Raw genomic sequence first — 22043 nt, forward strand, 5'->3', positions numbered from 1 at the left:
GCCATCCATGGCGTCGACGGTCCCGCACCGGGGCACCGCACCGGCCCCGGATACTCCGGGTGCCCGTTGCCGGGTGCGCGGGTGGCGGGATGTCCGCGATGGATGGGGTTACGCCGCGACGGCTGCCTTTCCGGTGTCGGTCGTCTCCAGCGAGGCCAGCCATTCGTCGTCCGAGCCCTCGTTGACGTCCTCGAACAGGAACGTCGAGAGATAGCGCTCGCCGGTGTCCGGGAGGGTGGCCAGGATCACCGAGCCTTCCGGCGCGGTTTCGGCCACCTGGAGGGCGGCGGCGACGGTGGCGCCGGCGGAGATGCCGACGAACAGGCCTTCCTCGGCGGCCAGGCGCCGGGCGGTGTCGCGGGCGGTGACGTCGTCGACCGGCAGGCGCTCGTGGTAGACGCTGCGGTCGAGCACCTCGGGCACGAAGTCCGGGGTCCAGCCCTGGATCTTGTGCGGCTGCCACTCCTTGCCGCCGAGCAGGGGCGCACCGGCGGGCTCGGAGGTGACGATGCGCACCTCGGGACGTGCCACGCGCAACACCTGGCCGACGCCGGTCAGGGTGCCGCCGGTGCCCCAGCCGCTGACGAAATAGTCGAGCCGGCGACCGGCGAAGTCGCGCAGGATCTCCGCGGCGGTGGTCTGGCGGTGGTAGGCGGGGTTGGCGGGATTCTCGAACTGCCGCGCCAGGAACCAGCCGTGTCTGTCGGCCAGCTCGGCGGCCTTGCGCACCATGCCGGTGCCGCGTTCGGCGGCGGGGGTGAGGATCACCTTAGCGCCATAGGCGCGCATCAGCTTGCGGCGTTCGATCGAGAACGTCTCGGTCATCACCGCGACGAAGGGGTAGCCGCGCGCCGCGGCCACCATCGCCAGCGCCACGCCGGTATTGCCGGAGGTGGCTTCGACGATGGTCTGGCCGGGCTTGAGCGCGCCGCTGCGCTCGGCGTCGAGCACGATCGCGAGCGCCAGACGGTCCTTGACCGAGCCGCCGGGGTTGAACGATTCGACCTTCGCGTACAAGGAGACGTGCGCGGGCGGCAGGCGGTGCAGCCGCACGACCGGGGTATGGCCGATGGTGTCGAGGATGCTGTCGTGGATCGTCATGTCGGTGTCCTCGCTGGGAGCGGATTGGGGTGGAAGGGCGGGCGGGATGGCCGCGCCGGTCGTAGGCGGCCGGGGAGTCGAACCGCCGTCTGGGGCGGAGCATGCGCGGTCGGGCCGGTCGGCGCCGCGACGGGAGGGGCGTGGCTCATGCGGCGCGCTCCAGCGCCCTGTCCGGTTCCGGCGTGCCTGGCGCAGGCACCGGCCCGCCCGCGCCCGCATGGGGAGAACGGAGCACGGCGGATGCAGCGGACAGCGGCGCGTCGCCGAACCAGTGCAGCGTCTCCGCCAGCGCGGCGACCTCTCCCAGGATCAGCAGCGCCGGCGAGCGCACCGCGTGGCGGCGGGCCAGCGCCGGCAACTCGTGCAACGTACCGGTCACTACGCGCTGTTCCGGCCGCGAACCGTTCTCCACCAGGGCGAAAGGCGTTGCCGGGTCGCGGCCCTCGCCGACCAGGCGCGTGCGCAGCGTGTCGAGCATGGCCACGCCCATGTACACCGCCAGGGTCTGCCGTTCCTGCGCCAGCGCCGGCCAGTCGAGGGTGTCCAGCGAGGCGCTGCAGTGGGCGGTGACCAGGCGCACCGATTGGGCGTGGTCGCGATGGGTCAGCGGCACCCCGGCGTAGGCGGCGCAGGCGACCGCAGCGGTGATGCCCGGCACCACTTCGTAGCCGATGCCGTGGGCGTGCAGCGCTTCGAGTTCCTCGCCGCCGCGGCCGAACACGAACGGGTCGCCGCCCTTGAGCCGGACCACGCGCCTGCCGGCGCGGGCGTGGTCGATCATCAGCGCATGGATGCGCTCCTGGGCGGTGCGATGGTCGCCGGCCTGCTTGCCGACGCTTACCAGCTCGGCGTCGCGGCGCGCCAGCGCAAGCACGCCGTCGCCGACCAGGCGGTCGTGGAGGATCACGTCGGCCTCGTTGAGCAGCCGCAGGGCGCGCAGGGTGAGCAGGCCCGGATCGCCGGGGCCGGCGCCGACCAGGGCCACCGAACCCGCGGGTGCGGCGCTCGTGGGGCCGTCCGGCGCCAGTTCCGCATCGAGCAGAAGTTCGGCCTCGCGATCGCGGCGGCGGCGCAGCAGTCCCTGCAGCGGGCCGGCGAGCAGGCGCGCGAACGCGCGTCGCCGCGCTCCCGGGTCCGGCCAGCGCGCACGGATGCGCCCGCGCTGGCGTGCCAGCAGGGTCGCCAGCGCGGACCAGGAGTCGTCGAGTTGCGTCTCCAGCCGTTCGCGCAGCAGCCGCGCCAGCATCGGCGCGCCGCCACCGCTGGAGATCGCAATCTGCAGCGGTCCGCGCTCGACGCGCGCCGGCACTTGGAACCGGGACAGCGCGGCATCGTCGACCACGTTCACCCAGATGCGCCGCGCCTCCGCGGCGGCCGCGACCTCGCGGTTGACGGCGACCTCGTCGGTGGCGGCGATCGCCAGCCAGGCGTCGTCCAGCCACGACGGCCGGAAGCGGCCCCGCCGGTGCACGATCCGGCCCTCGAGCGCCCAGGCGGACAGGGTGGGTTCGAGTTCCGGTGCGCCGACCACGACGCGCGCGCCGGACTGCAGCAGCGACGCGGCCTTGCGCCGCGCGACGCCGCCGCCGCCGACCACCAGCGCGGTGCGGCCGCGCAGGTCGGCGAACAGGGGGTACAGCGGCGGCGCGGCGTCGAGAGACATGGATGATCGGAACTGCGGACGGTCTCGACGCTAGCGGTGCCGCGGCGGTAGCGGAAATGGCCTGCCGGTCTGGCGACATGCGAATTCGGCATAAGCGCGCGCCGGGCGGCAATGGACAATGCCTGCGAGCGGCGGATAAGCTCGGACATCGCTTCATCGTGATCGAACGATACGGGCGTTTCCCGGTGCGCCTGCCCGGAGCCATGCCATGACCCTCACCCAGCTGCGCTATCTGGTCGCCATCGTCGACGCCGGGCTCAACATCACGCTCGCCGCCGAGCGCGTGCACGCCACCCAGCCGGGGCTGTCCAAGCAACTCCGGCAACTGGAGGACGAGCTCGGCTTCCAGCTGTTCGTGCGCAAGGGGCGCAGCCTGGAGGGCATCGCGCCCGCCGGAGAGCAGGTACTGCAGCACGCGCGCCGGATTCTGGAGGAGGCCGCCAACATCCGCAGCTACGCCGCCAACGAGCGCGGCGAGCACAGCGGCCGGCTGCTGCTGGCCACCACCCATACCCAGGCGCGCTACGTGCTGCCGCCGGTCATCGCGGCGATCAAGCGCGAGTTCCCGCAGGTCAACGTCGACCTGCAAGCCGCCGCCGACGCCGAGGTGCTGCAGAAACTGGCCCAGGACGGCGCCGACCTGGCCCTGATCAGCACCGCCGGCCCGGCGCCGCAGGACGGCGGCATGGTGGTTCCGCTGTACCGCTGGCGGCGCGTGCTGCTGGTGCCGAGCGCGCACCCGCTGGCGGGCCTCGGGCGGGCGCCGACCCTGGCGGAGCTCGCTCGGCATCCGCTGATCAGCTACGAGTCCTCCACCCGCGCCGATTCCTCCCTGCAGCGCACCTTCGCGGCCGAAGGCGTGGAGCCGCAGGTGGCGATGACCGCGCGCGACGCCAACCTGATCAAGACCTACGTGCGCGCCGGCCTCGGTGCCGGCCTGCTGGCGGAAATGGCCATCGGCACGCGCGAGGACGACGACCTGCGCCTGCTTCCGGCCCCCGCGGCGTTGCCCGAATGCATCACCTGGGCGGTGATTCCGCGCGGCCGGGTGCTGCGCGAGTACGCGCTGGCGCTGCTGCACGCGCTGGCGCCGCAGCTCGACCGCCGCGACCTGCGCCGGGTGCTGGAGGGCAATCTGGAGGCGGACTGGCCGCCGCCGCCGACCTGGACCGAGTTGAGCCAGCCGATCTCGGTGTGACGCGGGACCTCAAGCGGCGATGTCCGTCTCGTCGAAATGCAGGCCGCATTCGCGCTTGAGGCCGAAGAAGCGCGTGTCCTCCTCGCGCATGCCGGGCTCCAGCTTGCGCGTGGTGTGCACGTCGCCGATCGAGACGTAGCCCTGGTGCCAGAGCGGATGATAGGGCAGGTCGTGGCGCTGCAGGTACTGCCAGACGTCGCGGTCGCTCCAGTCGGCGATCGGGTGCAGCTTCCAGCGGCCGTCGCGCAGCTCGAGGAAATCGATGCCGGCGCGGGTGCTGGCCTGCTGCCGGCGCAGGCCGGCGATCCAGGTCCGCACGCCGAGCTCGCCGAGCGCGCGCTGCATCGGCTCCACCTTGTGCATGCGGTTGTAGCGGGCGATGCCCTCCGCGCCCTGTTCCCACAGCCGCCCCAGTCTGGCCTCGGCCCACGGGCCGCCCGGCTCGGGGCGGTAGACCTTGAGATTGAGGGCCAGCCGCTCGGTGAGCTGATCGACGAAACGGTAGGTCTCCGGGAACAGGTATCCGGTGTCGACCAGGATCACCGGGATGTCCGGCCGCTGCCGCGTGACCATGTGCAGCGACACCGCGGCCTGGGCGCCGAAGCTGGACGAGAGCGCGTGCCCGCCGGCGGTGTTCTCCAGCGCCCAGGCCACGCGCGCCTCGGCGCTGCGTCGCGACAGCCACTGGTTCAGTTCGGCCAGGGCGCGGGTGGATTCTGCGGCGGTGACGGGGTCGGGCGGGCTCATGCGGGCGCCTCCTCGGCGACGTGAACGATGGGGATGGCGCGGCGGACGTCGCGTTCGGGAATGGAGACCGCGCCGCAGCGCACCAGGTAGTCGCCGAAGCCCTCGCCGTCGTGGCGATCGCGGGCATAGCCGGCGAACAGCGGGTCCAGCGCGGCGAGGATCGCGGCCTCGTCGATGTTGTCGCGGTAGAGCGCATTGAGGCGCTGGCCGCGGTGATCGGCGCCGAGCATCAGGTTGTAGCGTCCGGGGGCGCGGCCGACCAGGGCGATCTCGCCCAGGTAGGGGCGCGAGCAGCCGTTGGGGCAGCCGCTGACGCGCAGATGGATCGGCGCGTCGCCGATGCCGTGGCCGTCCAGCAGCCTCTGCACGCGATCGAGCAGGTCCGGCAGATAGCGTTCGGCCTCGGCCATCGCCAGGCCGCAGGTCGGCAGCGCCACGCAGGCCAGCGCATTGCGCCGCAGCGGGGTGGCGCCGCGCCAGCCGTCCAGGCCGTGTTCGGCGCAGAGCTCCTCGATGCGCGTCTTGAGCGGGGCGGGGATGCCCGCCAGCACGAGATTCTGGTTGGGCGTCATCCTGAACTCGGCGCCGTCGCCCTCGCGCTGCAGCAGCATGGCGATGGTGCGCAGGCCGCTCAGGTGGCGCACCGGATCGCCGCGGCCGTCGAGGCGGCCGTCGACGATGCGTCCGGCCGGGATCCGCAATCCCAGCTGCAGGCGTCCGTCGCTTCCTTCGGCCCAGCCGAAGCGGTCGCCGGTATGGGAAAAAAAGAACGGTCGCGCCGGGGGGAGGGGGAAACCGGCGCGCCGTTCGACCTCGGACCGGAACCAGTCGAGACCGCGATCGTCGATGGTGTACTTGAGGCGCGCGCGCTTGCGCACCTCGCGGTTGCCGTGGTCGCGCTGTGCGGTGACCACGGCCTCGGCGACGGCGGTCACCTGGTCCGGCCCGATGAAACCGATGATGCTGCCCAGGCGGGGATAGGTCTCGGGATCGCCGTGGCTGGCGCCCATGCCGCCGCCGACGCTGACGTCGTAGCCGAGCAGGGCGCCGTCGTCGCCGAGGATGGCGATGAAGCCCAGGTCCTGCGCGAAGACGTCGACGTCGTTGACCGGGGGCACCGCGAAACCGATCTTGAACTTGCGCGGCAGATAGCGGTCGCCGTAGATCGGCTCCTCCTCGCCGCCGCTGGACGCCACCCGCTCCTCGTCGAGCCAGATCTCGTAGTAGGCGCGGGTGTTGGGCAGCAGCCGCTCCGACAGCGCCGCCGCCTGCGCCTGCACCGCCGCATGCGCCGCGGACGGCTGCGGGTCGGCGGCGACGGCGACGTTGCGGTTGACGTCGCCGCAGGCGGCCAGGGTGTCGATCAGCGCGGCGTTGATCGCCTGCATGGTGGCCTTGAGCTCGGTCTTGATCACCCCATGCAGCTGGAACGCCTGGCGGGTGGTGATGCGCAGGCCGCGCTCGGCGTAGCGGGTGGCGATGGCGTCCAGCTGCAGCCACTGCGCCGGGGTCACCACGCCGCCTGGGGTGCGGGTGCGGATCATGAAGGCGTAGGCGGGCTCGAGCAGCGCCTGGCGGCGCTCCTCGCGGATGTCGCGATCGTCCTGCTGGTAGCTGCCGTGGTACTTGATCAGGGTCTGGTCGGACTCGCGCAGCGCGCCGGTGACCGGGTCGGCCAGGCTCTCCAGCAGGCTGCCGCGCAGACGTGCGCTGTCGGCCTTGATGTCTTCGACGGAGTGGATGCTCATGATGTCCTGCCCTGCGGCGATGTCGTGGGTTCAATAGACATCGCGGCCGTAGCGTCCCTCCTTCTGCAGCGTTTCCAGGTACGCGTCGGCGGCCTCTGCATCGCGACCACCGTGGCTGGCCACCACTTCCGCCAGCGCGGCGTGCACGTCGCGGCCCATGGCCAGCGCACCGCAGACGTACAGGTGCGCGCCGCCTTCCAGCCAGTCGTACAGCTCGCGACCGCGCTCGCGGATGCGTTGCTGCACGTAGGTGCGCGGCGCGGCGGCCGCATCCGCGACGCCGGGCGCCGCCGCAGGCCGGTCGCGCGAGAACGCGAGATCGATGCGCTGCAGCTGGCCGTTCTTCAGCGCACGCTGCCATTCGAGCTGGTAGAGAAAATCGCTGCGGAAGCGCGGATTGCCGAAGAACAGCCAGTGCCGCCCGGCCGCGCCGACCGCCACGCGTTCCTGCAGGAAGCCGCGGAACGGCGCCACGCCGGTGCCGGCGCCGATCATGATCACGTCGCGCGCCGGGTCGGCGGGCAGGCGGAAGCGCTCGTTCGGTTCCACATAGACCGGCACGGTCGACCCCTCGCCGGCCCCGGCCAGGTAGTGGGAGGCCACGCCGAAGCGCCGCGCGTCGCCGCGGGCCCAGGCGGCGTGGGCGACGGTGAGGTGGGCTTCGTCGCCGACGGTCTTGCGGCTCGAGGCGATCGAGTACAGGCGCGGAGTGAGCGGACGCAGCGCCGCGACCAGCGCTTCGGCGTCCCAGTCGGCCGGTACCTCGTGCAGCAGATCGATCAGCTGCCGCCCGTCCAGCCAGCGCGCCAGCGCGTCGGCGCGCTCCGGCGCGAGCAGCGCGGCCAGGTCGGCATCGCCGGCGCGCGCGGCGTGCGCGGCGAGCAGCGGGCGCGCGAGCCTGGTCAGTTCGCGTCGTGCGCTCAGCCAGTCGCGCAACGGCAATTCTTCGCCGCCGTGGGCGACCGCGGTCTCGCCGTCGAGCTGGAGCGCCTCTAGCACGCCGTCGACCAGTTCGGCGGCGTTGCGCGGCCAGACCCCGAGCGCGTCGCCGGGCTCGTAGTGCAGTCCGGACGCCTCCAGCGCGAGCTCGAGATGGCGGATGTCGCGATCGCTGCCGCTGCCGGTGATGCGCTGGTCGACCAGCAGTTCGGCCGCGAACGGCCGGTCGCGGTCGTGGCCCGCCGCGGGTGCGGCCAGCGGCCGCAACGGGGTCACGGTGGCGCTGGGTTTGAGCGACTCGCGCGCGGCGGCGAGCGCCTGCCGGCGCCACGGCGTGGCCACGCCGTCGATGTCGAGGTCGGCGTCGCCGCGGTCGAACAGCCGGGTCGCGCCGAGTTCGGCCAGCCGCGCGTCCAGCACCTGGCCGACGACGCAGAACCGCGGATAACTGGAGTCGCCCAGGCCGAGTACTGCGTAGTGCAGCTGCGGCAGCGCGGGCGCGCGCCGGCCGGTGAGGAAGCCGTACAGGTCGCGGGCGTCGTCCGGCGGATCGCCATCGCCCTGGGTGCTGATCACCAGGTAGAGATGGCGCTCCTGCTTCAGCTCGCGCGCCGGATAGCTGTCGGCCCCGAGCAGCCGCACCGTCAGTCCGGCGCCCTCCAGGTCGGCGGCCAGGCGCTCGGCCACGCGCCGGGCGTTGCCGGTCTGGCTGCCGTAGAGCACGGTGACGCGATTGGCGGAGACGGCTTGCCCGGCCGCGGCGGGTCCGGCCGCTCCCGCGGCGGCTCTCGTCGCCAGGCCGGCCGCGTAGCCGGAGAGCCACCACAGCCCGGCGCCGTCCAGCCCCTCGGTGAGGCGACGCAGCGCGTCGCTGCTTTCGGCGGACAGCGGGGGCGCGGCGAGGGCTTGCGGAGGCGACATCGTGGCAGGCCGTGGCGGGAGGGCGGTCATCAGCCTAGGCCGGCACGCCGGAGATGCGAAAGGAAGTCCGGTTATGCGCACATGCCCGGAGGTCATTTACGGCCGCGGCACCTTGCATCCCAGAATCCGGCGTACTGGCCTGCCGGACGTCGGCGGCCGCAATGCCTGCACCGATGACCCGGACCGCCATCTCCACCGACCTCGACCGCCTCGAAGCCGAAAGCCTGCACGTACTGCGCGAGGTCGCCGCCGAGTGCCGCAATCCCGTGCTGCTGTATTCGATCGGCAAGGACAGCTCGGTGCTGCTGCACCTGCTGCTCAAGGCGTTCGCGCCGGCGCGGCCGCCGATCCCGCTGCTGCACGTGGATACCACCTGGAAGTTCCGCGAGATGATCGCCTTCCGCGATCGCCGCGTGGCCGAGACCGGGGTCGAGCTGCGCGTGCACGTCAATCCCGACGGCCTGCGCGAAGGCGTCGGGCCGCAGACGCACGGCGCCACGGTGCATACCGAGGTGATGAAGACCCAGGCGCTGCGGCAGGCGCTGGCGGCCGGCGGATTCGACGCCGCCATCGGCGGCGCGCGCCGCGACGAGGAGAAGTCGCGCGCCAAGGAGCGCATGTTCTCGTTCCGCGACGCCCGCCAGCGCTGGGATCCGCGGCGCCAGCGACCGGAGCTGTGGAACCTGTACAACGCCCGCGTCGGCGACGGCGAGAGCGTGCGGGTGTTTCCCCTGTCGAACTGGACCGAGCTGGATGTCTGGCGCTACATCCGCCGGGAAGGCATCCCGGTGGTGCCACTCTACTTCGCGGCCGAGCGCCCTCTGGTGCGGCGCGATGGCGCCTGGATCATGGTCGACGACGGGCGCCTGCAGTTGCGGCCGGGCGAGACCCCGGAGCTGCGCCGGGTCAGGTTCCGCACGCTGGGCTGCTATCCGCTCACCGGCGCCGTCGAGTCCGATGCCGCCGATCTCGATGCCGTCATCGCCGAGATGGAGGTCGGCAGCCAGTCCGAGCGCGCCGGCCGCCTGATCGACCACGTCGAGGGCGACTCGATGGAGAAGAAGAAGCGCGAGGGCTACTTCTGAGGGGCCGTACCCGGTAGACGGGACGATCGGTGAACGGGCGACTGGCGATTCGAAAAGGCAGGGTGCGTATGGATGATTCGACTATCGGGGATCGCTGGAGGGACGGCACGGCTGTCGCTTCCGATCCTCCAACCGGCAACGGCGAATCGCGGTTCCTCCGCATCGTCGCCTGCGGAAGCGTCGACGACGGCAAGAGTACGCTGATCGGCCGCCTGCTGTTCCACGCCGGCCGCGTCCCCGACGACGAGCGCGCGGCGCTCGAGCGCGCCAGCGCCGCGCACGGGACCCGCGGCGCGGACATCGACTATGCGCTGCTGCTCGATGGCCTGGAGGCCGAGCGCGAGCAGGGCATCACCATCGACGTGGCCTGGCGGCACCTGGAGACGCCGCGGCGCCGCTTCCTGATCGCCGATTGTCCGGGGCACGTGCAGTACACCCGCAACATGGCCACCGGCGCCTCGGTCGCGGACCTGGCGATCATGCTGGTCGACGCCACCCGCGGGCTGTCGCCGCAGACCTTCCGGCATACCGCGATCGCCGCACTGCTGGGCGTGCGCCACGTGCTGCTGGCGGTCAACAAGATGGACCGCACCGGCTACGACCGGGCCGTGTTCGAGCGGATCGCCGGCGAATACCGGGCCCATGCGGCGCGACTCGGTATCGGCGACGTCGCCTGCATTCCGCTATCGGCGGCGCTGGGCGTGAACGTGGTCGAGCCCGCTGCCGAGCTCGACTGGTACGCCGGACCGAGCGTGCTCGAGTACCTGGAGACGGTGGAGGCTGCGGCTCCGGCGTCGGCCGGCCCGCTCCGGCTGCCGGTGCAGACGCTGCTGCGCGACGGCGCCGGCGCCCGCTGGCTGGCCGGCACGGTCGCCGCGGGTAGCCTGCGCACGGGCGACCGGGTGCGGCTGGAGCCGGCCGGCGTGGAAACGCGCATCGCCGCGCTGCGGGTGGCGGGGGCGGAACGGGACGTGGCGCATGCCGGTCAGGCGGTCGCGCTGCGCCTGGCAGACGAAGTGGATGCCGGGCGCGGCGACGTCGTCGCCGACCCCGCGGCGGCGCCCGCCAGCAGCGACCAGTTCGCGGTCGATGTGCTGTGGTTCGACCGGGCGCCGCTGCTGCCCGGGCGGCGCTATCACGTCAAGCTCGCCAGCCGCGGCGTCGGGGCGCGCATCGGCGAACTCAAGCACCGGCTGGATCCGGCCAGCCTGCAGCCCCTGGCCGCCAAGCGGCTGGAGCAGAACGACATCGGCGAGGTCACCCTGTCGCTGGATGCGCCGGTGGCGTTCGCCCCCTATGGCGAGGACCGGACGCTCGGCGGTTTCATCCTGATCGATCCGCTGACCCGCGCCACGGTCGGTGCGGGGATGATCCGCCACGGCCTGCGCCGCGCCGACAATCTGCGCTGGCAGGCGCTCGACGTCGATCGCGGCGTGCGCGCCGCGCTCAAGGGCCAGCGCCCGCGCTGCGTCTGGTTCACCGGCCTGTCCGGGGCCGGCAAGTCCACCATCGCCAACCTGGTCGAGCGCGGGCTGGCGGCGCGCGGCCTGCACACCTACCTGCTCGACGGCGACAACGTCCGCCACGGCCTCAACCGCGACCTCGGCTTCACCGACGGAGACCGGGTGGAGAACCTGCGCCGCGTCGCCGAGGTCGCGAAGCTGATGACCGATGCCGGTCTGGTGGTGCTGGTGAGCTTCATCTCGCCGTTCCGCGCCGAGCGCGCCGCGGCGCGCGCGCTGTTCGCGGACGGCGACTTTCTCGAGGTGCACGTCGACACGCCGCTGGCCGAGGCCGAGCGCCGCGATGTGAAGGGGCTGTACGCCAAGGCGCGCCGCGGCGAGCTGCCGAACTTCACCGGCATCGACTCGCCCTACGAACCGCCGGAACGCCCGGAGATGCGCCTGGATACCGCGGCGGCGGACGCCGAGGCGCTCGCGGAGGAGGTGATCGCCCGGCTGCTCGACGCGTAGCGCGGGCGGTGCGGCGCGTCAGCGGCCGCGGAACAGCTGGGCGATGCCGAGGATCAGGATCGCGCCGAGCAGGGCGCCGAGGAATCCGGCAGGCTGGCCGCTGGCGTACCAGCCCAGTTGCTGGCCGATCCAGCTGGCGAGCAGCGCGCCGCCGATGCCGAGCAGCGCCGTCAGGATGATGCCCAGGCGCCGCCTGCCCGGGGTCACCAGCCGCGCCAGCACCCCGGCCACCAGGCCGAGCAGGATGATCGCGAGCCAGTTGCTGGTGCCGAACGGTTCCATCGAGCCCCCTTGGTCTGGACGGCGGCAGCGTAGCGCATGCCTCCAGCGTCGGCGAGGGGGGGGCTGCCCCGGCCCCTGGAATGCGCGCGCGAATGACGGCGGGGCGCCGCCGCGGCGCCACCGGCATGCGGAGGGCAGGTGGCCGGGCCGATGCGTGCGCCCGGGCCCGCGCCTCGCGCCCGCCGGAACCGGTCGTGGCCTCAGCCCCCGGGCCCGCGCCCCGTCTCCCCGCGCTGGCCGGCGTGGTGGTGTTCGGCCAGCACCTGCGCCACGCAGGCGGTGACGCGCTTGCCCATGGCGATGTGCAGGAACTCGTTGGGGCCGTGCGCGTTGGAGTGCGGGCCCAGCACGCCGGTGATCATGAACTGCGCGCCGGGGAACTTCTCGCCGAGCATCCCCATGAACGGGATCGAGCCGCCTTCGCCCATGTACATCGCCGGCTGGCCGTAGAAGGCGCGGCTGGCGCCGTCGATGGCCTTTTCCAGCCAGGGCGAGAGCGCCGGCGCGTTCCATCCCGTCGCGGCCTTCTCCAGTTCCAGGGTGACGGTCGCGCCGTTGGGCGGATCGCGCAGCAGCTCGGCCTGCAGCAGTTCGCCGGCGCGGCGGCCGTCGATGGTGGGCGGCAGGCGTAGCGACAGCTTCACCGCGGTGTGCGGACGCAGCACGTTGCCGGCCGAATCCAGCGTGGGCACGCCGCCGACGCCGGTGACCGACAGCGCCGGGCGCCAGGTGCGGTTGAGCACCAGTTCGGCCAGGTCGGCGTGCATCGGCGCCAGCCCCGGCAGCAGGGGAAACTTGTCGTAGACCGCCGTGCCGAGCACCTCGGCCGCGCGGCGCGCCTGCTGCAGGCGCTCGGCGGGCACCTGTGCATGCAGCCCTTCGATCAGGATGCGGCCGGTGGCCTCGTCCTCGATCCGCGACAGCAGCTGCCGCAGCAGCCGGAAGCTCGACGGCACCACGCCGGAGGCGTCGCCGGAATGCACGCCCTCCTCGAGCACCTTTACCGTCAGGTTGCCGCCCGCGAGCCCGCGCAGCGAGGTGGTGCACCACAGCTGCTCGTAGTTGCCGCAGCCCGAGTCGAGGCAGACCACCAGCGACGGATTGCCGATGCGGCCGGCCAGATGGTCGACGTAGGCCGGCAGGTCGTAGCTGCCGGATTCCTCGCAGGCTTCGATCAGCACCACGCAGCGCGCGTGCGGCAGCTGCTGCTCGTGCAGGGCGAGGACGGCCGCGAGCGAGCCGTAGATGGCGTAGCCGTCGTCGGCCCCGCCGCGGCCGTACAGCCTGCCGTCGCGCAGCACCGGTTTCCACGGGCCCAGGTCGTCGTCCCAGCCGGTCATCTCGGGTTGCTTGTCGAGATGGCCGTAGAGCAGCACGCAATCCTCGTCGCTGCCACCGTGCGCGGCGGGAATGTCGATGAAGATGAGCGGGGTGCGGCCTTCCAGGCGCACCGTCTCCACCTGCATGCCGGGGATCGGCTGCGCCTTCGCCCAGCCTTCCATCAACCGCACCGCGTCCTCCATGTAGCCGTGGGCCGCCCAGTCGGCATCGAACATCGGCGACTTGTTGGGAATGCGGATGTACTCGACCAGCTGCGGGACGATGTCCTCGTCCCACTTGCTGGAGATGTATCGGTCGACCTTGCCGGTATCCATCGCGCGCTCCTGTCGGGGACGACCGCCATTTTAGCGCCCGCGGCCGGCCGTAGGATTTTTCCTACCCTCAGGCGGGGCATTGGCCGGCGCCACAGCGGTCGATGCGGCGATAGCACGGACCTGGCGCAGCGCCGAGACTGTTCATGCCGGCGCTGCAGCACCGCGCCGGCCGGGAAGGCAAGGAAGTCACCCATCAACCAAGGAGTCATTCGCATGAACGCATTCAAGACCGGGTTCGCCTCGCTGCTGCTTTCGCTGCTGATGATCGGCAGCGCCCTGGCGGCCGAGAAGGTGAACATCAACACCGCGGACGCCGCCGCCCTGGAACGGGTGCTGGTCAACGTCGGCGCCGCCAAGGCGGAGGCGATCGTCGAGCACCGCAAGGCCCATGGCGCGTTCCGCAGCCTGGACGAGCTGGCGACGGTGAAAGGAATCGGTCTGAAGACCGTGGAGCGCAATCGCGAACGCATCGAGCTCGGCAATACCGCCCCGCGCCGCGCCGCGGCGAGCGGTGCCACTGCCGCGGCGGCCGCTGCGCAGACGCGCTGACGACCGCTGGAATCGCGCAGGGGACGCGCGATTCCCGAGGAGGGGCAGGGACGCCCCGCGGAATCCGGCAGGATGCCGTTACAGGGATGTAGCGCCGCCCGTCCGCGCATGATGTGCGGGCGGGCGGCACCTTTTCCGATCCCGTCGCGCGCCACTGCGCCAGGCCAGCGGCCCGGCCGGGCCCGGCGCCGTTTTCGCCTCGCGGCTGCCGGCTACACTGGCGTCATGGCTTCCGTTCCGCCGCGCGCGCAGGTGATCCCCGCCAACGAGTACCGGCGCGAGCGCTGGCGCAATGGCGCCGGCTGGACCCGCCAGATCCTGGCCGTTCCCGGGGAAGGCGACTGGACGTGGCGGCTGTCGATCGCCGAGGTCGAGCGCGAGGCGGCGTTTTCCGCATTTCCCGGCGTGGAGCGGGAGCAGGTGCTGCTGGCCGGCGAGGGGCTGCGGCTGCGGTTCGGGGACGGCGAGCAGCGGATGCTTGTGCCGCCGTACGGCAGTACGCGCTATGCGGGCGAACGCGCCGTGGCCGGCGAGCCGGTCGAGGGGCTGGCCACGCTGTTCAACCTGATGTGGCGACGGGACGCGATGCAAGCCGAACTTTGGCGACGCCCGCTGGTCGGCCCGATGCTGTTTTTCGCCGGGCCGGGCGAGCAGTGGGCGTTGCATCTGCTCGGTGGTCAGGCGCGCTTCGACCGCGAGACCGGGCTGCCCCCATTGGCGCAGGGCGATACCGCGCTGTTGTCGGCGCGCGAGCGGCGGCGCTTCCTGCTCGATGGCGGCGGCGAGCTGCTGGTGATCCGACTGCAGGCGGCCGGATAGACGGCGGGGGGATGCGGTCGCCGGCGCCGCGGCATCCTTCGCCCGGCTGCGGTCGCCGGACAGCTCAGTACACGTCGCGGCGATAGCGGCCGCAGGCGGGCAGGTGCTCCACCTCGCCGTCGCCGAGCAGATCGCGCAGCACTGCCTCCACTCCAGGCGTCATGCCGCGCAGGCTGCCGCACACGGACAGCGCGGCGCCACGGCCGACCCACTCGTGCAGTATCGGGCGGCGGCGCGCAGCGCATCCTGCACGTAGCGGCCCGGTCAGCCGCGGTCGTCGCGCGTCCAGACCGCGCCGTCGACCACCTGCACCGGGAACCGGACGACCGGTTCGTAGGCGGGTGGGCACAGCGGCCGTCCGTCGCGGATATCGAACTTCGCCCCGTGCAGCACGCATTCGATGGTTGCGTGCTCGTTGTCGAATGCGCCGGCCGAGAGTTCGAAGTCCTCGTGGCTGCAGCGGTCCTCCATGGCATAGAGGTCGCCGTCGTGGTTCAACACCAGGATCGGCGTATCGCCGTCCCAGGCCACGCGCATCTCGCCGGGCAGCAGCTCGGCGGTGGCGCAGACGCGGACCCAGCCGTGCACGTCAGCCGCCATCAGCGGGTTCCAGTCCGCGGCCGACCCGGGAGGGCGTGGAGCTGCACGCGGCTCATTCGCGGTACGGGGCGCGGCTGCGGGGAGCGTCCGGGAGCTGCTCGTCCAGGCTTTCGCGGTAGCGGATGCAGCCGCGCAGGAACTGCGGCCAGTCGGGGACGATCGGCCGCGGCGCGTCCTGCTCGGGCAGCAGGCCCCAGAGCGCAGGATGGTGCCAGCACAGCGCGTGACCGCTGCTGTCGCGGTGTCCGCGGATGCCCGCGCGCAGGCGTTTCGCCTCGGCGAGGAGCTGGTCGCGGGACATGTGCTCGAGATCCTCGTCCATCGGTAGTTCGCTCCCGTCGGCGGAATGTCGATTGTAGAGGGCAGCGTCGAAGCGGCGGCGAAAGCGTCCCGGAGCATCGGCTACAGCGCCTTCTCCAGCACCTCGAAACGCAGGTCGTCGCGGCGCGGCAGGCCGAAGCGCGCGTCCCCGTACGGGAAGGGCCGGAACCGGCCGGTCCGGCGGTAGCCGCGGCGCTCGTACCAGGCGATCAGCTCGTCGCGCACGTCGAGCACGGTCATGCGCATCGCCTGCAGCCGCCAGTCCTCGCGCACGACGCGTTCCGCCTCGCCCAGCAGCGCGTGCCCCAGGCCCGCGCCCTGGCGTTCCGGGCGCACCGCGAACATGCCGAAGTAGCCGGCACCGGCTTCCTCGGCGATGTGCGCGCAGGCGATCGGCCCGGCGACGCCCGCCTCCCCCGCCAGCAGCACCAGGCTACGCGGCCTGCGGATGTCGGCGCGCAGCAGGTCCGGATCGATGCGGTCGCCGTCGAGCAGGTCGGCCTCGGTGGTCCAGCCGACGCGGCTGGATTCGCCGCGGTAGGCCGAGGTCACCAGGTCGACGATGGCGTCGACGTCTTCGAGGAGGGCATGACGGAAGATGGCGTCGGACATGTTCGCGATCGGTTCAACCCAGCAGGCCGCGCACCTTGCGCAGGGCCGCGGCGAAGACCTCGATCTCCTCGTGGGTGTTGTAGAACGCCAGCGATGCGCGGCAGGTGGCGGCGACCCCGTAGAACTGCAGCAGCGGATGCGCGCAGTGCTGGCCCGAGCGGATCGCCACGCCCTCCAGGTCGAGCAGGGTCGCCAGGTCGTGGGCATGCGCGCCCTCGACCAGGAACGCGACCACCGCCGCCTTGTCCGGGGCGGTGCCGAGGATGCGCAGACCCGCGATGTCGCCCAGCGCCGCGGTCAGGTGCGCCAGCAGTTCCGCCTCGCGCGCCTCCACCGCTTCCATGCCCAGCGCGTCCAGATAGTCCACGGCGGCGCCCAGGCCGACGAAGCCGGCGATGTTCGGCGTGCCGGCCTCGAACTTGTGCGGCGGATCGTTGTACACGGTGCCTTCGAAGCTCACTTCGCGGATCATCTCGCCGCCGCCGATGAACGGAGGCATCGTCTCCAGGTGCCCGCGCCGCGCCCACAGCGCGCCGGTGCCGGTGGGGCCGCACATCTTGTGCCCGGTGAACGCGTAGAAGTCGCAGCCGATCGCGGGGATGTCCACCTTGCGATGCGGCACCGCCTGGGAGCCGTCGACCACGGTGACGATGCCGCGCCTCGCCGCCTCGCGGCAGATCGCGCGCACCGGGTTCACGGTACCGAGCAGGTTGGAAACGTGGGCGACCGCGAGCAGCTTCACCTCGGGGGTCATCGCCGCGTACAGAGCGTCGAGGTCGAGGGTGCCGTCCCGACGGATCTCGGCGACGCGCACACTGGCGCCGGTGCGCTCGGCGACCAGCTGCCAGGGCACGATGTTGGCATGGTGCTCCATGCGCGAGACCAGGATGGCATCGCCCGGCTTCAACCGCGGCAGCGCCCACGAGTAGGCGACCAGGTTGATCGCGAAGGTGGTGCCGCTGCACAGCACCAGCTCGTCGGCGCGGACGTTGAGGAAGCGCGCCAGCCTGCGGCGCGCGTCCTCGTAGGCCTCGGTGGCCTCGCTGCCGAGCTGGTGCACGGCGCGGCTGACGTTGGCGTTGTAGCGGCGGTAGTAGCCGTCCATCGCCTCGATCACCGTGGCGGGCTTCTGCGAGGTGTTGGCGTTGTCGAAGTAGACCAGCGGCCTGTCGTGCACCGCCCGGTGCAGCAGCGGGAAGTCGGCGCGCACCCGCGCCCAGTCGACGGATCCCGTCGCCGCAGCCGCGGGGCCGGCGGGCTGCGCCAGGTTCACGACGCCTCCAGCGCGCCCAGGGCGCGATCGAGGTGGACCTGGAGCGCTTCGTCCACGCCATGGCCGTCGAGCGCCGCCAGCGGCTCGCGCGCGAAGGCGGCGGTCAGCAGCGTGCGGGCCTCGGTCATGGGCAGTCCGCGGCTGCGCAGGTAGAACAGCGCCTCGGCGTCGAGCCGGCCGACCGTGGCGCCATGCGCGGCCTGCACCTCGTCGGCGTGGATGACCAGCACCGGCTGGGTATCGATCTCGGCGCCGTCGGACAGCAGCAGGTTCTTGTTCGACAGCTGGGCGTCGGCGCCGTCGGCACCCTCGTGGATGGTGATGCCGCCGTGGAACACGACACGGCCGCGGCCGGCGCCGATGCCACGCCACAGCAGCGCGCACGCGGTATCGCGGGCCAGGTGCTCGATGCCCAGCCGGGTGTCGAGGTGGCGGCGGCCGCCGGCCAGCAGCACGCCGTTGGCGGTCAGGCGCGCGCCCGGCCCGGCCAGGCGGACATTGAACTCGTGGCGCGACAGCGCGCCGCCGAGTTCCAGGTCGACGCGGGAGTAGCGCGCCGATGCCGCCAGCGTGGCTTCGGTGCGCAGGAATGCAGTGGCGCCGTCGGCGCCGGCCTGGATGCGCGCGTGCTGAAGCCGCGCGCCGTCGCCCAGCTCCAGCGCCAGCAGCGCATTGTCGAGGTGGCGGTGCGCTCCGGCGGCGAGATGGTGCTCGACCAGGCGCAGGCCGGCCCCGTCGCCGATGCGGATGGCATGGCGCAGGTGCCAGGCCAGGTCGCGGCCGTCCTGCGGCGCGCCGACGAACACCAGGTGCAGCGGCGTGTCCGGACGCGCGCCCGCGGCGACGTCGAGCGCCACGCCCTCGTCCGCCAGCGCCAGCGCCAGCCGCGCGAACACCGCGTCGCTGCGCCGGAAGCGGGCGCCGTCGTCCGGCGCCGCCAGGGCCGCGCCGGGGCCGGAGCGCAGCGAGAGCCCCTCGGGCAGCGCCGACAGGTCGGACAGCGCCGCGTCGCGGCGGCCGTTGACGAACACCAGGCGCGGCGCCGGAATCCCGGCCAGCAGGGCGGGATCGATGGCGGGCGCGGACGCGCCCGCCGCGAATTCCCGGCGCTCCAGCGCGCGCAGCGGCGTGTATTTCCAGGCCTCGCTGCGCGGTCCCGGCAGGCCGTCGCGCAGCGCCGCGTCGAGCGCGGCCCGGCGCGCGGCGTCGCCCTCGAAGCCCGCGGTGAGCGAGTCGAGCAGCGCGCTCATGCGGCCTCCGGCGCGATCCGGTCCTCGAGCCAGGCGTAGCCATGCTCTTCCAGATGCAGCGCCAGCTCCGGGCCGCCGCTCTCGACGATCCGGCCGTCGGCCAGCACGTGGACCACGTCGGGCTGGATGTAGTCGAGCAGGCGCTGGTAATGGGTGATCACCACGAACGCGCGGTCCGCCGCGCGCAGCGCGTTCACGCCCTCGGCGACGTTCTTCAGCGCGTCGATGTCGAGGCCGGAATCGGTCTCGTCGAGGATCGCCAGCTTCGGCTCCAGCACCGCCAGCTGGAAGATCTCGTTGCGCTTCTTCTCGCCGCCGGAGAAGCCCTCGTTGACGCCGCGGTGCAACAGGCGGTCGTCCAGGTGCAGGGCGGCGAGCTTCTCGCGCACCAGCTTGAGGAACTGCATCGAGTCGAGCTCTTCCTCGCCGCGCGCCTTGCGCTGCGCGTTGAGCGCGCTGCGCAGGAAGTAGGTGTTGTTTACCCCGGGGATCTCGACCGGGTACTGGAAGGCGAGGAAGATGCCGGCGGCGGCGCGCTCCTCCGGTGCGAGCTGCAGCAGGTCGCGGCCCTCGAACTGCACGCCGCCCGAGACGATCTCGTAGCCCTCGCGCCCGGCCAGCACGTTGCCGAGGGTGGACTTGCCGGCACCGTTGGGCCCCATGATCGCGTGCACCTGGCCGGGCCGCACGTCGAGCGAGAGGCCCTTGAGGATGTCGCGTTCGCCGATGCGGACGTGGAGGTTGTCGATGTTGAGCATGGGGGACTCGTGATTGGTGATTGGTTTTTTTTGGTGATTCGTGATTCGTGATCGGTGTTGGGCCGGGTTGTGGTCGGCGGCAAGATGCTCTTGCGAATCACCAATCACCAATCACGGCAGCGTCAACCGACGCTGCCCTCGAGGCTGACTTCCAGCAGCTTCTTCGCCTCCACTGCGAATTCCATCGGCAGCTCGCGGAAGACCTGCTTGCAGAAGCCGTCGACGATCAGGCTCACTGCGTCCTCCTGGGAGATGCCGCGCGAGCGGCAGTAGAACATCTGGTCGTCGGAGATCTTCGAGGTGGTGGCTTCGTGCTCGACGGTGGCGCCGGGATTCTTCACCTCGATGTAGGGGAAGGTATGGGCGCCGCAACGCTTGCCGATCAGGAGGCTGTCGCACTGGGTGTGGTTGCGCGCGCCGTCGGCGTTGCGCTCGACCTTGACCAGGCCCCGATAGGTGTTCTGGCCGCGGCCGGCGCTGATGCCCTTGCTCACGATCTTGGACTTGGTGCGCTTGCCGATGTGGATCATCTTGGTGCCGGTATCGGCCTGCTGGCAGTGGTGGGTGAGCGCGACCGAGTGGAACTCGCCGGTCGAGTCGTCGCCCAACAGCACGCAGCTGGGGTACTTCCAGGTGATCGCCGAGCCGGTCTCCACCTGGGTCCAGGTGACCTTGCTGCGATCGCCGCGGCACTCGGCGCGCTTGGTGACGAAGTTGTAGATGCCGCCGCGCCCCTCCTCGTCGCCCGGGTACCAGTTCTGCACGGTGGAGTACTTGATCTCCGCGTCCTCGAGCGCGACCAGCTCGACCACCGCGGCGTGCAGCTGGTTCTCGTCGCGCATCGGCGCGGTGCAGCCCTCCAGGTAGGAGACGTGCGAGCGCTCCTCGGCGATGATCAGGGTGCGCTCGAACTGGCCGGTGTGGCCGGCGTTGATGCGGAAATAGGTGGACAGCTCCATCGGGCAGCGCACCCCCTTGGGGATGTAGACGAAACTGCCGTCGGAGAACACCGCCGAATTGAGCGCGGCGAAGTAGTTGTCGCCGGTCGGCACCACGCTGCCGAGATACTTCTTCACCAGTTCCGGGTGGTCCTGGATCGCCTCGGACATGGAGCAGAAGATGACCCCCTTCTCGGCCAGCTCCTTCTTGAAGGTGGTGCCGACCGAGACCGAATCGAACACCGCGTCCACCGCCACGCCCGCCAGCTTCGCCCGCTCGTGCAGGGGCACGCCGAGCTTGTCGTAGGTGTCCAGCAGTTCCTGCGGCACCTCGTCCAGGGACTTGTACTTCGGCCCCTTGGGCGCGGCGTAGTAGCTGATCGCCTGGAAGTCGATCGGCGCGATGCGCAGCTTGGCCCAGTGCGGGACCGGCATGGTCAGCCAGTGCCGGTAGGCGGCCAGGCGCCATTCGGTCATCCACTCCGGCTCGTTCTTCTTGGCCGAGAGCGCGCGGACCACGTCCTCGTCCAGTCCCGGCGGCAGCGAATCGGACTCGATGTCGGTCACGAACCCGGCGGCATAGCCGCGGCCGAGTTGCTCGTGGATCTCGCGATTGCTGACGGGTTCGATGATTTCGGTGGCCATGGTTTGGGCTGCCTGCGTGTCTCTGATCCTGTAGAGCCGAGCTCGCTCGGCTGCGCGGTTTCCGGAGCCGACGCAGCGGAGCAAGCTCCGCTCTACGTGGAGGTGGTGGCGAGGCGGGCGGCGATGCGCCGCGCCCCGGTGGGGGAATGGGACGGGGCCGGGGCGCCGTCGAGCATCTGCGCCAGGCTGACGCCGCGCAGGGCTTCGGCGACCACGTCGTTGATGCGCCGCCAGTTGGCGCGCACGCCGCACTGGTGGGAGATGCCGCACTGGTCGCCGTCGAGGCTGCACTCGGTCATCGCCAGCGGCCCCTCCATGGCCTCGACGATCTCGATCAGGCTGATCGCCGCGGCCGGACGCGACAGCCGGTATCCGCCGTGGGCGCCGCGGAAGCCCTCCACCAGGCCGGCCTGTGCGAGCGGCTTGAGCAGCTTGCTGACCGTAGGGGTCTCGAGGCCCGCACGCTCGGCCAGGTCGGCCGCGCTGAGCACGGCGCCGGGCCGCGCGGCGAGCACGGTCAGGACGACGGTGGCGTAGTCGGTCAGGCGGGTGACGCGGAGCATGGCGGGGAGACCCGGAAAACGTACCGAAATTGTACGCTTTGTGGCGCCATGGGCCAAGCGGGCCGTTCATGTAGGTCCGCATCCGGCTGCGTAGCCGGCACAGCCCGGTCCGCGGCGAAGCCGCTGTTCGCTGCGCTCTTGGAGATCCGGCGGGCTCGCGGGCTTCGGAGCTAGCGGCGCCCGGGCCGGGGAATGCTCCGCGGCTCGGTCGGGCCATCCATGGTCCGACTCGCCGCATATTCCCGGCCTGGACGCCGCACCGGTCATTTCCCTTTCGGATCTCCGGTAGCCCACCCACCCGAAGCCGACCATCGGCCAAGCGGGAGTCGCGCCGGGGGTGTTGCGGAGAGCAGACCATGGATGGTCTGCGGCCCTGAGTCCGGCCATGGATGGCCGGACCGAA

At 71.9% G+C, this 22043-nt stretch carries 20 protein-coding genes; 5 read left to right on the forward strand and 15 right to left on the reverse strand.

Annotated elements, in window-relative coordinates; translation table 11 throughout:
• Positions 1–108 precede the first annotated feature (108 nt).
• Both cysK and cysG read right to left on the reverse strand, forming a co-directional pair.
• Positions 109–1101, reverse strand: a complete 993-nt coding sequence (cysK, locus tag H0E84_RS13955; protein WP_180679261.1) for a cysteine synthase A — start codon at positions 1099–1101, stop codon at positions 109–111.
• A 145-nt stretch (positions 1102–1246) separates the two neighbouring features.
• A complete protein-coding gene (gene cysG / locus H0E84_RS13960; RefSeq protein WP_180679262.1) occupies positions 1247–2764 on the reverse strand; it encodes a siroheme synthase CysG in 1518 nt (505 codons plus the stop codon).
• A gap of 208 nt (positions 2765–2972) precedes the next feature.
• Here cysG and H0E84_RS13965 point away from each other — a divergent pair, with 208 nt between their 5' ends.
• Complete coding sequence (locus H0E84_RS13965) at positions 2973–3962, forward strand: LysR family transcriptional regulator (RefSeq protein ID WP_180679263.1); 990 nt, start codon at positions 2973–2975, stop codon at positions 3960–3962.
• Positions 3963–3971: 9 nt separating this feature from the next.
• Here the strand turns inward: H0E84_RS13965 and H0E84_RS13970 are convergent, their stop codons facing one another.
• Genes H0E84_RS13970 through H0E84_RS13980 form a run of 3 tightly spaced genes read right to left on the reverse strand, consistent with a single transcriptional unit; the run spans position 3972 to position 8317 of the window.
• Positions 3972–4709 (reverse strand): phosphoadenylyl-sulfate reductase, encoded by a 738-nt coding sequence (locus tag H0E84_RS13970; protein WP_180679264.1) that lies wholly within the window; start codon positions 4707–4709, stop codon positions 3972–3974.
• Positions 4706–6457, reverse strand: coding sequence for an assimilatory sulfite reductase (NADPH) hemoprotein subunit (gene cysI / locus H0E84_RS13975; RefSeq protein WP_180679265.1), 1752 nt, complete (start codon positions 6455–6457; stop codon positions 4706–4708). Before cysI ends, H0E84_RS13970 begins: the two co-directional genes overlap by 4 nt.
• Before the next feature lie 30 nt (positions 6458–6487).
• The gene (locus H0E84_RS13980) at positions 6488–8317 is read right to left on the reverse strand and encodes an assimilatory sulfite reductase (NADPH) flavoprotein subunit (protein ID WP_180679266.1); all 1830 of its coding nucleotides are present in this window, start codon (positions 8315–8317) and stop codon (positions 6488–6490) included.
• Between the two features lie 173 nt (positions 8318–8490).
• Here H0E84_RS13980 and cysD point away from each other — a divergent pair, with 173 nt between their 5' ends.
• Together cysD and cysC are read left to right on the forward strand one after the other, a co-directional pair.
• A complete protein-coding gene (cysD, locus tag H0E84_RS13985; protein ID WP_180679267.1) occupies positions 8491–9402 on the forward strand; it encodes a sulfate adenylyltransferase subunit CysD in 912 nt (303 codons plus the stop codon).
• 68 nt (positions 9403–9470) lie between these two features.
• A complete protein-coding gene (gene cysC / locus H0E84_RS13990; protein WP_180679268.1) occupies positions 9471–11375 on the forward strand; it encodes an adenylyl-sulfate kinase in 1905 nt (634 codons plus the stop codon).
• An 18-nt stretch (positions 11376–11393) separates the two neighbouring features.
• Here the strand turns inward: cysC and H0E84_RS13995 are convergent, their stop codons facing one another.
• Together H0E84_RS13995 and H0E84_RS14000 are read right to left on the reverse strand one after the other, a co-directional pair.
• Entirely contained in the window at positions 11394–11657 is a 264-nt protein-coding gene (locus tag H0E84_RS13995; protein ID WP_180679269.1) for a GlsB/YeaQ/YmgE family stress response membrane protein, read from the reverse strand.
• 200 nt (positions 11658–11857) lie between these two features.
• The gene (locus H0E84_RS14000; RefSeq protein WP_180679270.1) at positions 11858–13312 is read right to left on the reverse strand and encodes a M20 family metallopeptidase; all 1455 of its coding nucleotides are present in this window, start codon (positions 13310–13312) and stop codon (positions 11858–11860) included.
• A 213-nt stretch (positions 13313–13525) separates the two neighbouring features.
• Between H0E84_RS14000 and H0E84_RS14005 the strand changes: the two genes are divergently transcribed.
• Together H0E84_RS14005 and H0E84_RS14010 are read left to right on the forward strand one after the other, a co-directional pair.
• Positions 13526–13861, forward strand: a complete 336-nt coding sequence (locus H0E84_RS14005; protein ID WP_180679271.1) for a ComEA family DNA-binding protein — start codon at positions 13526–13528, stop codon at positions 13859–13861.
• 225 nt (positions 13862–14086) lie between these two features.
• Positions 14087–14680, forward strand: coding sequence for a HutD/Ves family protein (locus tag H0E84_RS14010; RefSeq protein ID WP_180679272.1), 594 nt, complete (start codon positions 14087–14089; stop codon positions 14678–14680).
• Positions 14681–14944: 264 nt separating this feature from the next.
• Here the strand turns inward: H0E84_RS14010 and H0E84_RS14015 are convergent, their stop codons facing one another.
• The 8 genes from H0E84_RS14015 to H0E84_RS14050 all read right to left on the reverse strand — a co-directional run bounded on the left by H0E84_RS14015 (position 14945) and on the right by H0E84_RS14050 (position 21640).
• The gene (locus tag H0E84_RS14015; RefSeq protein ID WP_180679273.1) at positions 14945–15280 is read right to left on the reverse strand and encodes a non-heme iron oxygenase ferredoxin subunit; all 336 of its coding nucleotides are present in this window, start codon (positions 15278–15280) and stop codon (positions 14945–14947) included.
• Positions 15281–15332: 52 nt separating this feature from the next.
• The gene (locus H0E84_RS14020) at positions 15333–15602 is read right to left on the reverse strand and encodes a hypothetical protein (RefSeq protein ID WP_180679274.1); all 270 of its coding nucleotides are present in this window, start codon (positions 15600–15602) and stop codon (positions 15333–15335) included.
• An 80-nt stretch (positions 15603–15682) separates the two neighbouring features.
• Positions 15683–16213, reverse strand: a complete 531-nt coding sequence (locus tag H0E84_RS14025; protein ID WP_180679275.1) for a GNAT family N-acetyltransferase — start codon at positions 16211–16213, stop codon at positions 15683–15685.
• Positions 16214–16226: 13 nt separating this feature from the next.
• Positions 16227–17480, reverse strand: a complete 1254-nt coding sequence (locus H0E84_RS14030; protein ID WP_180679286.1) for a cysteine desulfurase — start codon at positions 17478–17480, stop codon at positions 16227–16229.
• A gap of 2 nt (positions 17481–17482) precedes the next feature.
• The gene (gene sufD, locus H0E84_RS14035; RefSeq protein ID WP_180679276.1) at positions 17483–18736 is read right to left on the reverse strand and encodes a Fe-S cluster assembly protein SufD; all 1254 of its coding nucleotides are present in this window, start codon (positions 18734–18736) and stop codon (positions 17483–17485) included.
• Complete coding sequence (gene sufC / locus H0E84_RS14040; protein WP_180679277.1) at positions 18733–19494, reverse strand: Fe-S cluster assembly ATPase SufC; 762 nt, start codon at positions 19492–19494, stop codon at positions 18733–18735. Before sufC ends, sufD begins: the two co-directional genes overlap by 4 nt.
• A gap of 122 nt (positions 19495–19616) precedes the next feature.
• Positions 19617–21077, reverse strand: coding sequence for a Fe-S cluster assembly protein SufB (sufB, locus tag H0E84_RS14045; protein WP_180679278.1), 1461 nt, complete (start codon positions 21075–21077; stop codon positions 19617–19619).
• A 92-nt stretch (positions 21078–21169) separates the two neighbouring features.
• Positions 21170–21640: an SUF system Fe-S cluster assembly regulator gene (locus H0E84_RS14050; RefSeq protein ID WP_180679279.1), complete on the reverse strand. Its 471-nt coding sequence runs from the start codon at positions 21638–21640 to the stop codon at positions 21170–21172.
• Positions 21641–22043: the final 403 nt, after the last annotated feature.

The organism is Luteimonas salinisoli (assembly GCF_013425525.1).
GTDB lineage: Bacteria > Pseudomonadota > Gammaproteobacteria > Xanthomonadales > Xanthomonadaceae > Luteimonas > Luteimonas salinisoli.